The sequence below is a fragment of the Candidatus Methylacidiphilales bacterium genome (assembly GCA_033875315.1).
Taxonomy (GTDB): Bacteria; Verrucomicrobiota; Verrucomicrobiia; order Methylacidiphilales; family CAZTYG01; genus JANRJG01.
Genome location: JANRJG010000015.1, coordinates 39,077 through 49,255, shown reverse-complemented (window position 1 = coordinate 49,255; position 10,179 = coordinate 39,077). Strand labels below are relative to the sequence as shown.

General features: G+C 59.6%; 8 protein-coding genes. 5 read left to right on the top strand and 3 right to left on the bottom strand.

Going from position 1 to position 10,179, the window contains the following annotated elements; translation table 11 throughout:
• Positions 1 to 22 precede the first annotated feature (22 nt).
• Both SFU85_05675 and SFU85_05670 read left to right on the top strand, forming a co-directional pair.
• A complete protein-coding gene (locus SFU85_05675; protein ID MDX6766260.1) occupies positions 23 to 1,150 on the top strand; it encodes a glycosyltransferase family 4 protein in 1,128 nt (375 codons plus the stop codon).
• A complete protein-coding gene (locus SFU85_05670; GenBank protein MDX6766259.1) occupies positions 1,137 to 1,892 on the top strand; it encodes a glycosyltransferase family 2 protein in 756 nt (251 codons plus the stop codon). Before SFU85_05675 ends, SFU85_05670 begins: the two co-directional genes overlap by 14 nt.
• Before the next feature lie 6 nt (positions 1,893 to 1,898).
• Here SFU85_05670 and SFU85_05665 read toward each other — a convergent pair whose 3' ends face one another.
• The 3 genes from SFU85_05665 to SFU85_05655 all read right to left on the bottom strand — a co-directional run bounded on the left by SFU85_05665 (position 1,899) and on the right by SFU85_05655 (position 6,112).
• A complete protein-coding gene (locus tag SFU85_05665; GenBank protein ID MDX6766258.1) occupies positions 1,899 to 4,025 on the bottom strand; it encodes a polysaccharide biosynthesis tyrosine autokinase in 2,127 nt (708 codons plus the stop codon).
• Between the two features lie 10 nt (positions 4,026 to 4,035).
• The gene (locus SFU85_05660; protein MDX6766257.1) at positions 4,036 to 4,764 is read right to left on the bottom strand and encodes an SLBB domain-containing protein; all 729 of its coding nucleotides are present in this window, start codon (positions 4,762 to 4,764) and stop codon (positions 4,036 to 4,038) included.
• Between the two features lie 73 nt (positions 4,765 to 4,837).
• Complete coding sequence (locus SFU85_05655) at positions 4,838 to 6,112, bottom strand: hypothetical protein (protein MDX6766256.1); 1,275 nt, start codon at positions 6,110 to 6,112, stop codon at positions 4,838 to 4,840.
• A gap of 409 nt (positions 6,113 to 6,521) precedes the next feature.
• Here SFU85_05655 and SFU85_05650 point away from each other — a divergent pair, with 409 nt between their 5' ends.
• From SFU85_05650 to SFU85_05640, 3 genes are all read left to right on the top strand, one after another.
• A complete protein-coding gene (locus SFU85_05650; protein MDX6766255.1) occupies positions 6,522 to 7,775 on the top strand; it encodes a hypothetical protein in 1,254 nt (417 codons plus the stop codon).
• Between the two features lie 61 nt (positions 7,776 to 7,836).
• Positions 7,837 to 9,396 (top strand): exosortase/archaeosortase family protein, encoded by a 1,560-nt coding sequence (locus tag SFU85_05645; protein MDX6766254.1) that lies wholly within the window; start codon positions 7,837 to 7,839, stop codon positions 9,394 to 9,396.
• A 17-nt stretch (positions 9,397 to 9,413) separates the two neighbouring features.
• Positions 9,414 to 10,172: a Nif3-like dinuclear metal center hexameric protein gene (locus SFU85_05640; protein ID MDX6766253.1), complete on the top strand. Its 759-nt coding sequence runs from the start codon at positions 9,414 to 9,416 to the stop codon at positions 10,170 to 10,172.
• Positions 10,173 to 10,179 lie beyond the last annotated feature (7 nt).

Genomic DNA, 10,179 nt, shown 5'->3' with positions numbered 1-10,179 from the left:
TACCTTCTGTTCCACATAGACCATGCGCATCACCATCGCCACCGGCCCCTGTTTCCCGGCACCCCCGGTTCGTGGGGGAGGCATGATCCGGACTTGGATGTCCTTGGCTGCTTTTTTTGCCGCTGACGGACATGGGGTCACGTTGTTTTCCAGGGCTTTTCCAGGGCAGACGGCAGTCGAATCAACCGGCGGATTTCAAATCGTGCGTTGGGGTGGCTATGACCAGCCACGCTGGGTGGGGGCCAGCCTGCTCTACGACTTGGTCTATGCGGTGCGAGCCACTCCACGGCTTCCCGATGCGGACATCTTGGTGACCAATGACTTTTGGCTCCCGGTTATCGCCCCTCTGTTCCGCTCCGCTGCCGGACGGGTGGTGGTTTCTGTCAACCGGTATCCCAAGCACCAATTGAGCCTGTATCGCCGGGCGGATCTTCTCATAGTTCCCACCCGATCCATCGCACACGCGGTGGAGAAGCAACAACCGCTGTGGGTGCCCCGCACTTGCTGTATCCCCAATCCTTTTGACGAAACCTTGTTCCACCCGGACACCTCCGTCGTTCGCCAACCCCGGCATATTCTCTACGTCGGGCGGCTGCATCCGGAGAAAGGACTGGAGCTTCTACTGGAGGCTTTCCGGCTCTTGCACGGGAATGTTCCGGGCCTCCAGCTCACAATCGCCGGGCCCCATGCCATAGCCGAAGGCGGGGGAGGGGAGCGGTTCCTGAATCGTCTGCAGAGCATGGCCCAGGGACTGCCCGTGGTTCTCCCGGGGGCTGTGCACGAAGGCGGCCGCCTTGCCCAGCTCTATCAGTCCCATGGCGTTTTTTGTTATCCCAGCCTGGCCGACACCGGCGAAGCCATGGGCATCGCCCCGTTGGAAGCGATGGCCTGCGGCTGTGTTCCGGTCGTCAGCAGCAACCCGGTTTTTTCCGACTGGCTCCGTTCCGGCGCCAACGGCTGGTCCTTCAACCACCACGGCCCCAAGCCGGCGGAGGCCCTGGCCGGCAGGCTCCATGACTGCCTGGTCGACGAAAAACGACTGGAAGAAATGAGCCTGTCAGCAATCCGGACGGCTGAACGCTTCAAAGGCCGCCAGGTGGCGAATGAATTTATGGATGTTTTTGAAAGCCTGCTCGATGAAACCCGCTGAAGTCACCCCGGTCATCCTAACTTGGAATGAAGAGGCGAACATCGCCCGCACTCTGGAAGCCCTGCATTGGGCCGAACGCATCGTCATCCTGGACAGCGGAAGCACGGACGAAACCGAGGCGATCTGCCGCTCCAATCCGCGGGTGGATTTCCATGTGCGCAAGTTCGACCGCCACGCGGACCAGTGGAACGCCGGCCTGTCCCTGGTCCGCACTCCTTGGGTTCTTGCCCTGGATGCCGACTACCGCCTCGGCCCGGAGTTCCCCGGGGAGATGGAGCGATTGGACCCCGATGCGGGTATCGATGGCTACCGGGTTCCGCTTTTGTTTTGCCAGGGAGGCCATCCCCTGCGTGCGTCCCTTCTGCCACCGCGCATCTGCCTTTTCCGCACCGGACGGGCCCGATACCGGCAGGACGGACACACCCAGGATCTTCAACTGGACGGTCCCTGCGGAACCATGACCGCGCCGATCCTGCACGATGACCGGAAGCCTTTTTCGCGCTGGTGGTCGAACCAGTTGAAGTATGCCGCCTTGGAGGCAGACAAACTCCGGGAGTCGCCATGGCATGAACTTTCCCCCCAGGACCGGCTGCGCAAGGCCACTCCCTTGGCACCCCTGGCGGTGGCGGCTTACTGCCTTCTCATTAAAGGCCTGTGGTTGGATTTTCCCGCCGGCTGGCTCTACACAGGCCAGCGTTTTCTGGCCGAGTGCCTGCTCCTATCAGCACGATTACGCAAGTGACCCGGGTCAGGCTTTGCCCGGCGTGTTGTAATAGGAGCGGTAATACTGGTAGTGGTAGTAGTCCGGAAGGTTGGTGTCGATGAAGTTGAAGACCAGGCCCAGCACATGCACCTGGCGGTGGTAGAGGATGTCGAGTGAGCTGCGGGTCAGGCGGGAGGAGGTGTAAGAAGCCCGCATGACCATGATGACCCCGTCGACCTTGGGCGATAGACTGGGGGTGTCGTCCGCGGCCAGCACCGGCGGGGTGTCGATGACCACGTAATCGTAGGTCTCCTTGAGTTCGCGGATCATGAGCGTGGTCACGGGGTTGATCAGCATTTCCCCGACCTGGGTACTGGTTTTCCCACGGGGAATGAAATCCAGACCGGGAATGCCCGAGGGGCGGATCACGTCCCTCCAACCCGCTTTCTGGCCCAAAACCTGGGACAAGCCCGGTCCGCTTTCCATTTCCAGGTCCTCGTGCAAGACTCCTTTGCGCATGTCGGCATCCACCAGGACCACTTTCGAGCCGGCAAAAGCCATGGTGGTGGCCAGATTAAGACTGATGGTGGATTTCCCCTCGCCCGGGATGGCGCTGGTGACGGCGAGAACACGGGGCCTCTCCCCCTCGATCGCCATGTAGAGGAGCGAGGAGCGGATGTTGCGGAAGGCCTCGGAGTAGACCTGCCGCTCGTCATCTGCCGAGAGGATCGCGAGACGTCTTCCATCCGAGGCCTGTTCCTCGGGTATTTGACCGAGAACCTGTTCTTCGAAATGGTCCTTCAGTTCGGTGAATGAATTGACGCGGTCATCGATACGGTCGAGCAGGAAGAGGATGCCCGCCCCCAAAAGCAGACCGACCACGACCCCACTGCCCAAGCCCTTGGCCACATTCGGACGGACGGCACCGGCCTTGGTGGCCCGTTCCAGAATCTGGATGGTGGACTGGTCCATGTTCGTCGACATGTCGAGGTTCTGAGCCATATCGGCCATCCGTTCGTAGGTAGATTTGGTGCGTTCGACATCGGCCTGCAGGCGTTTGTACTCGGCGATGGATTCGTTTGCCTTGATGGCCTTGGCGCTCCATTCCTCGATAGATTTGGCGGTGTTGGCCAACTTGATCTGCAGCGCCTCTTTGTGGGTTTTGATCTGCTGCATGCTCTGTTCACGGTAAAGACTGAGGAGGGATTCCTGCCGGGAGACCTCTTCCTGGAGGTTGATGAGCTTGGGGTGTCGTGGGCGCAGGTATTTGGTCAACTCGGCCAGTTCGTTTTTCTTCAGTTGCAGATCCTGCCGGATCTTCTTGTACTCCTGCTCTGCCGAGTTGTCGGCAATCATGTTGGCGGCGTCGCTTGCCCTTTCTGCGGCCTTGCCGTCTTGTTCCTGGCTAGTATCCGTGCGGGCCTTGCCGGTGGAATCGGTCCCGGAAAGGCGCTGGTCGAGTGTGAGCATCTCCAAAAGCTGGAGGGCCTTGTTCAGGTCGGCCTGTTCCCGTTCGAGGTTCAAAAGATACTGGGCCGCGGCGTTGCCCTGTTCCTGGATAACCACGACGTCGTTGTTTTTTTGGTAGTCAAAAAGCGAGCGCTCGTGGGCCTCCAACTCTTTTTCCAATCGGATGAGCTGTTCGGTGATCGAGGCCAGGGTTTTGTCGGATGTGGTCTGGCGCATTTCGTCCTTGTAGCGGACAAATTCTTCCATGATCGAATTGAGCCAAGCCTGGGCCCAGCGGGGGTCGGAACCGGTGGCGGTCAATTGGAAGATGGAAGTTTTCGGCACCTGGTCGACGCGCAGGACTGCGAAGGATTCGGGCAGGTCGGGCTGGAGAGTGCGGGTGCGGTTGGTGGCACGGGCGGCAATCTCCGGCGAATTCATCAGGCGCATCTGGGTGCCAAAAAACTGGGCCGATTCCTCGAGGTAGGCCGCTTTCTCCGGCAGGCTGATCCGGGGGCTGACCATCATTTGGGACTGGGAAACATAACGGACCGGGGCCGATGCGATCTGGTAGGCCTGCCAAACCAGGGCCAGGCCAACCGCCAACGCCAAGATCCACCAACGGCGGCGCAGCAGGCTCTTGTAGCGGTGCATGCGGGTGAAAAAACTGGCCGACCAGCTCGACATCACCTGGGGTGCGGGGGCGTTGAAGGATGGATCCATGTATCAAACCTTAAAAATTAACCAACTTGGCCCGGACCACCACGCGGTCCTCGGCCTGTAATTCGAGGTCCTTGGCCACCTTGCCCTCGTCGAGCACGGCCTTCACGTCGACGATGAGCTCTTCGGTCGCCTTGCCATTGGTGGCGCCTATTTTTTTGCGGATGACTCGGACCTTCCGCTCATCGGCGAATTGCTGGAACCCCCCGGCGGCGATGATGGCCTCGCTGGCCAACAGCCTGCGTTCTTTGGGAATCTGGATCGTGCCGGGCTTGTTGACTTCGCCGGAGACGAAGACGGAACCCCGGGCCCCGAGACTGGTCTCATTCAGGGCGATGAAAACGGTGGCCCGGTAGTAGTAGTCTTTTTCCAGGAGGGGCTTCAAGAGGGCCGCAATTTCCTTGCAGGTTTTGCCCGCCACCTTGACTCTCCCGATGTAGGGGAAAAGGGCATCCCCCGACTCCATGACCGACAGGCTTACGGAAGGGTCGCGGTCCTCCACCACACGAAAGAGGAATTGTTCCCCGACCTGGAGCGGCTTCTTGTCGTCCAGCACTTGAAGATCCGTTCCAGGGACGATCGCATCCGGCGTCGTGGACGCAGACGCAGGTGCAGGCACGGACAGGGCAGGCGCAACAGGCTCGGGGCCCGGGGGAGTCGAGGACAATGGCGATGACGGGTCGGCCAGGAGGAACGGGACCCCACCAATCCACAAAGCGGCGATCAAACGCAAACGTGCCATTGAAGCCATTCTAGCGCCTCTTCACGCTTGGATGAAATCTTTTTCGGGTGTCGGTCCGCCAGAAGAGCAGACCTCAGAAGCGGTAGTCCATGTCAAACATGAACACGTTCTGGTAGTAATCCTGGCCGGAACTGTCGGAATCACGCTCGGTGTAACGGTAGCCGATGCTGGAAACGATGCTTTTCGTCACGCGGTAGGAGAACTTGATCTGCCCGCCGTACCGCTGGAAGGCCTCGGACAGCCGGCTGCCGGATTCATCCCCGTATTCGTAAAACAACTGCAGGTCCGTGGAGAGAAGGGGGAACAGCTGCCAGGCCACATCGTAGCGGGCATAGGCCAGATCGTAGAAATTGCTGGTCGTGCCCAGAATCGATTCGTAACCAGCCGTTAGCCTCTGGGTGCCACGGGCGTTGAACCGGTTGGTGATGTCACCGACAAAATTGATGTTGTTGATGTTTTCCCGATCCTGGTTGTTGCTTGTTCCGGAATCGCCTCGATCAAACCAGCCGACGACGTAATTCAGCTCGCCACCGAGCTCGGTGTTCTCGGTCACCTTGGCGCGGACGAAGGGGCCGGCCTTGAGCATGATGTTGTCGTTCTGGAAAGACTCCTTGTAATCGGTGATGATCACATTCGTGTTCAACCCGGTGTAGAGGGCGGGGTTGAGCTCGAATTTGATGCTGTTGGAAATCGTGTGGGTGTCGCGGTCCAGGAAGGTGAAGGCATCATCGAAGGCGATCCAGGTTCCGTAGGTGTACCGACTGATGTATTCCAGCGCCTTGTTGATGTTCCAGATGAGCTCGACGCCGGCCGTGTTTTCAAAGCGGGAGTAATCCAGCGTGTTGCTGATCGTCGGCTCGTCCAAGGGAGTCTGCTGGAAGCTGAATCGGTCGAAAAAATTCAGAACCACATACTCACCGACTTGGGCCCGGAAGTTGATGTTGGAGTCGGGAGCGATGTTGATGCCCTTGGTGTCGGCTTCGGGGTGCTGGATGTATTTGTCGTAGGAGGCCCCGATGTCGAATGTCAGGGTGTTGAGGTCAGTGACCGGCCAGAGAAGGTTGAGTTCCACCACGGGAGTGATGATGAAGTCCGAAAGGCGGTTGTTCTCGGAGTAATTGATGTTGTCGTTGAATTGGGTGGATAAACCCCCGACGAGACGAACGGTGGACGTTCCCACCCGGGCATTGCCTTTGAGAGAATCCTTTTTATCGGAACCGTCAGAAACGGTTTCCACCCGGTCCAACTCAGAAGTGGAGGGGGCTGTGGTCGTCAATTCGGCCGGCACGTCTGCGGCACCTTCCACTGCTTGGGTGGTATCCGGAAGTACGGAAACAACGATGGACACCCCGCATAGGAGGCCGCATACCGGCAATAGCCTTTTGTTTCCGATTCTCATGGTTTGGGTCGCTGCCGTTCCTAGGATCATTAAATCCCACAGCCTGAATAACAGAAGAAAAATAACCCTTCGAAGGGTAGATGTAAATAGTCTTTACAGGTTTTTTACTTATTTTCCAACCTCATCTGGCCAGGATTTAAATATTAATTCTGTTAATGCTCCAAGATTTTTTGCTTATTGCATGCCGGGCTGTCGACGTGATACTTGACTGCTCTTGTGCCAGTCGGCCCGATGCATAAATCGAGCCAAGATCATCGCCGGGCCGCCTTCCTTTTCCCGGGCGACAAAAAAGTTTGCAGTCGGAATGGATGTGTGGGAGGATGCTTTCGTGCGTTTACACGCTTATAAGCCTTCGTGGATGTTGGGCGCAGCCATGCTCGGCTGTTTGCTCGAGTCCACTCCATTGCACGCGGTCTACCAGGTTCTCACCCCGGACCCGACCGAGCGGTCCACCTTTGATATCGATGCCACCAAGTTCCCGTATAATATGGCGCGGGGCCGCATCGGCACCAACATCCGCGTATTTGGCACGGAGCCCACGCCGATTTATTCGATCGATATTGCCAACGGGCTCACCGATCCCAACACCTCGGAACATGCCCTCATTTCCGACGACCACAGCATCAGTTACCCGCTCAAGAAAAACGACATCTCTTTCGTCTTCGAACTGCCCCACACGACCGAAGTCAGCGTGTTCAACTTTTTCAATTTTGACTCCGAGGGCAGCTTCACGGTTTCTTCGTCTGCCAGTCGGCCAAAATCCGATGGTTCATCCGATTGGAAAGTGGTATCCCCCTCCCAGGCCTTTGCCGGCGATGGCGTCCACCGCGCTTTGTTTTCGCCGGTCAATTCCCGTTATTTCCGCATCGACTTCAAGACCACCCGCTTGGGTCGTGTGGGGGCTCTGGGCCTGTTCGGCAACGTCACTCCCGGGCGGGTCGACCAAGTCACCAAATTCCGCGTCCCCCGCACCGAACTCCCCCCCTACCGCATCATCCTCAACAACCTCTCCAGCATCTATTACGGCGCCAAAATCACCTACATCAATGAAATCGAGGGCCAGCAGGACCAGCAGTCCAAGAAGGCCACCCTGGATGCCGAGATGATCATTGATGACAACTGCGAGACCTACTACGCCTTCAACCCGAACAACGCCACCCCCATCATGATGGTGGATCTGGGCGACGTCCGGGCCATCCGCCGCCTCAGCACCCTTTTTGAGGGCACTCCGGGCACCTTCGAGTTCTATGTCAGCAACCAGCTTTTGGAGGAATTCAAAGTCGAGGGCGACCGCAACGCCGAACACCCGGATGTCCGTTCAGTCGACCGGGCCTTCTTTGATCGCTACCCCCCCTTCCACATCGCCCGTTTCGAGCGCACGGGTGCGGGCCGAATCGCCTACAACTTTGATGACGTGCCCGCCCGCTTCCTCATCATGCGCTTCATCCCCGACAACCCCACGAATCAACTGGCACCGGTCAGCAACCTCCGGATCAACCAGTTCCATGTCTTTGGTATCTACGACCCCCAGATCCAACCCCACCCGCGTGGGATCACCCCTGAAGACCCTTCCCTCGTGAAGGTTGTCGTAGTCCCTCCCGTCAGCCCCTGATCGGCTTCTGGCCACAGGACTCCGGCTGGATCTCTGGCGTTTCTACGGCTAATTTGTCGGCATGAGTCGCCCCCCAGCCCGGCAGGATCATTCCCGAAGTGGTTGGGCTCTGGGCATCGCCCTGCTGGCGCTCCTATTCACCCACGGATGCTACCTTTGGCAGAATTGGGAATTTCTTCCGGAATACTCCTACGGGTGGCTCATCCCGCCCTTGGCTCTCTACCTCTTCCATCTCCGCTGGTTGGACCAACCCCAACCCCAAGCCGCCCGAACGGTCTCCCCTCTTTTCTTTTTCCTTTTCCTTTTCCTGCCCTGGCCCGCCCTCTGGATATTCCGTGAGGCCAATCCCGATTGGCGCATGCTGGCCTGGGCGGGTGGCCTATTGAGCGCCGGAGGCATGCTTCTGTCGCTCCTACTGGCAGGTGGAGGTCGATGGGCCCGTCATTTTGCCGTCCCTATTTTGCTCCTCCTCCTGGCCGTGCCCTGGCCCAGTGGACTCGAAAACAGCGTCGTCCAAGCCATGACCCGCGCGGTCACCGCCACCACCGTCGAAGCCCTGACCTGGTGCGGCATCTTCGCCGAACAACGTGGCAACACCATCGCCCTGGCCCGGGGCACGCTCGGCGTCGATGAGGCCTGTAGCGGCATCCGCTCCTTCCAATCCAATCTCATGGCCGCCTTGGTGGTCGGCGAGTTATTCCGCCTTTCCACCTTGCGCCGTTTCCTGCTCTTGCTGTCCGCCCTCGGCCTCGGCTTTGTGCTGAATCTCTGTCGTGGATTGTTCCTGGCCTGGAGCGCCCACCATGGCGGGTTGCAGGCGGTCGAATTGTGGCATGACCCGGCGGGCTACACCATCCTCGGTGTTTCCTTCGTGCTTTTGTTGCTGCTGGCCCGGGGCTTGCGGGCGAAAGCCTTGCCTCCCACCACCCAGACAATCCCCCCCTGGCCGGAGCTGAACAAGTCCGTCTCCATCGCTTTTATTCTCGCCACTGTCTGGCTTGTGCTTTCCCCCCTGGCCTCCGAACTTTGGTACCGTTCATGCGAAAGGGGCCTTCCGCCGGATGTGAATTGGCAGCTGGGCTGGTCCGGAGGCACGGAGCCGCGCACGCTCCCCATCCCCGACCGCGTGCGCACCATCCTCCGCTACGATGAAGGCCGGGCCTTGCGCTGGAATGAGCCAGACGGGAAGCTGTGGCTTGTCTATGAATTGGTTTGGGGCGTCGGCAAGTCGGGCGCCTCTCTGGCCCGCAGCCACACCCCGGAAATCTGCCTCCCGGCTGCAGGTGCGACGCTCGTAGAAGCTGGCGGGGATGAACAAATTGCCGTCCACGGACTTCCCTTGCTGCTGCGTTGCTACACCTTTACCGTGTCGGACCGTCCCATCCATGTGTTCTTCCTCATCAACGGGGAACCTGGCGCCCCAAACGGACCCCGGGTGGACTATTACGATCCCAGGGAACGCATCCGTTCCGCTCTCCAGGGCCGCCGCAACCGCGGCCAGCGTGTCATTCATGCCACTCTGCTGGGTTTTGATTCCGCAGCCGTGGCCCGTCAAGCCTTCCTCGGCTTCCTGGACAAACACCTGCAGCCCGCTTTGCCCGCATTGCCAAAAACCCCCTGACGCCGCAGCCTGACCCCATGCCCACCCCGCTTTCAAACCTCGTTGACTACACCGACCGCCTTTTGCGGCACCGGGATATCGCGGATTTCCCCGGGGCCTTGAACGGCCTGCAACTGGAGAACAACGGCTCGGTCAAAAAAATCGCCGCCGCCGTCGACGCCAATATCCTAACAGTCGAAAAAGCCCTCGTCGCCGGCGCGGACCTCCTCCTGGTGCACCACGGCATCGGCTGGTCCCCCCTCTGCCCGGTCACAGGCAACCGGCGACGGTGGCTGGCCTCCGCGCTTGCGGGCAACCTAGCCATTTACAGCTCCCACCTGCCGCTCGATGCCCATCCCCGCCTCGGCAACAACATCCTCTTGGCCCGGTCCCTCGGTTTGCTGCGCACGCGCCCCTTCTTCGAGGAAAAGGGAACGCTCATTGGCCGTCAGGGTTCCTGGTCGGGCACCCGCACCGGCCTGGCCGCCCGTTTGGGCGGGATCCTCGGCGTCCGTCCAGTCGTTCTCCCCGGAGGACCGGAACGTGTCCGCCGCATTGGCATAGTCACCGGCGGCGCCGGCAATGAGCTGGTGAAAGTTGCCGCGGCAGGCATCGATACCTTCATCACCGGCGAGGGGGCCCACTGGACCTTTGGTGTCGCGCATGAACTGGGATTGAATGTTATCTACGGCGGCCATTACCTCACCGAAACCGCTGGAGTCAAAGCCCTGGCCTCCCACCTCTCGAAACGCTTCCACCTCCCCTGGCTCTTTATCGATGTCCCGAGTGGTTTATAGGACAAGA

Coding starts and splice junctions, on each gene's coding strand:
- SFU85_05645 (MDX6766254.1), top strand. CDS start 7,837: ATGAGTCGCCCCCCAGCCCGGCAGGATCATTCCCGAAGTGGTTGGGCT.
- SFU85_05640 (MDX6766253.1), top strand. CDS start 9,414: ATGCCCACCCCGCTTTCAAACCTCGTTGACTACACCGACCGCCTTTTG.
- SFU85_05660 (MDX6766257.1), bottom strand. CDS start 4,764: ATGGCACGTTTGCGTTTGATCGCCGCTTTGTGGATTGGTGGGGTCCCG.
- SFU85_05665 (MDX6766258.1), bottom strand. CDS start 4,025: ATGGATCCATCCTTCAACGCCCCCGCACCCCAGGTGATGTCGAGCTGG.
- SFU85_05675 (MDX6766260.1), top strand. CDS start 23: ATGCGCATCACCATCGCCACCGGCCCCTGTTTCCCGGCACCCCCGGTT.
- SFU85_05650 (MDX6766255.1), top strand. CDS start 6,522: ATGTTGGGCGCAGCCATGCTCGGCTGTTTGCTCGAGTCCACTCCATTG.
- SFU85_05670 (MDX6766259.1), top strand. CDS start 1,137: ATGAAACCCGCTGAAGTCACCCCGGTCATCCTAACTTGGAATGAAGAG.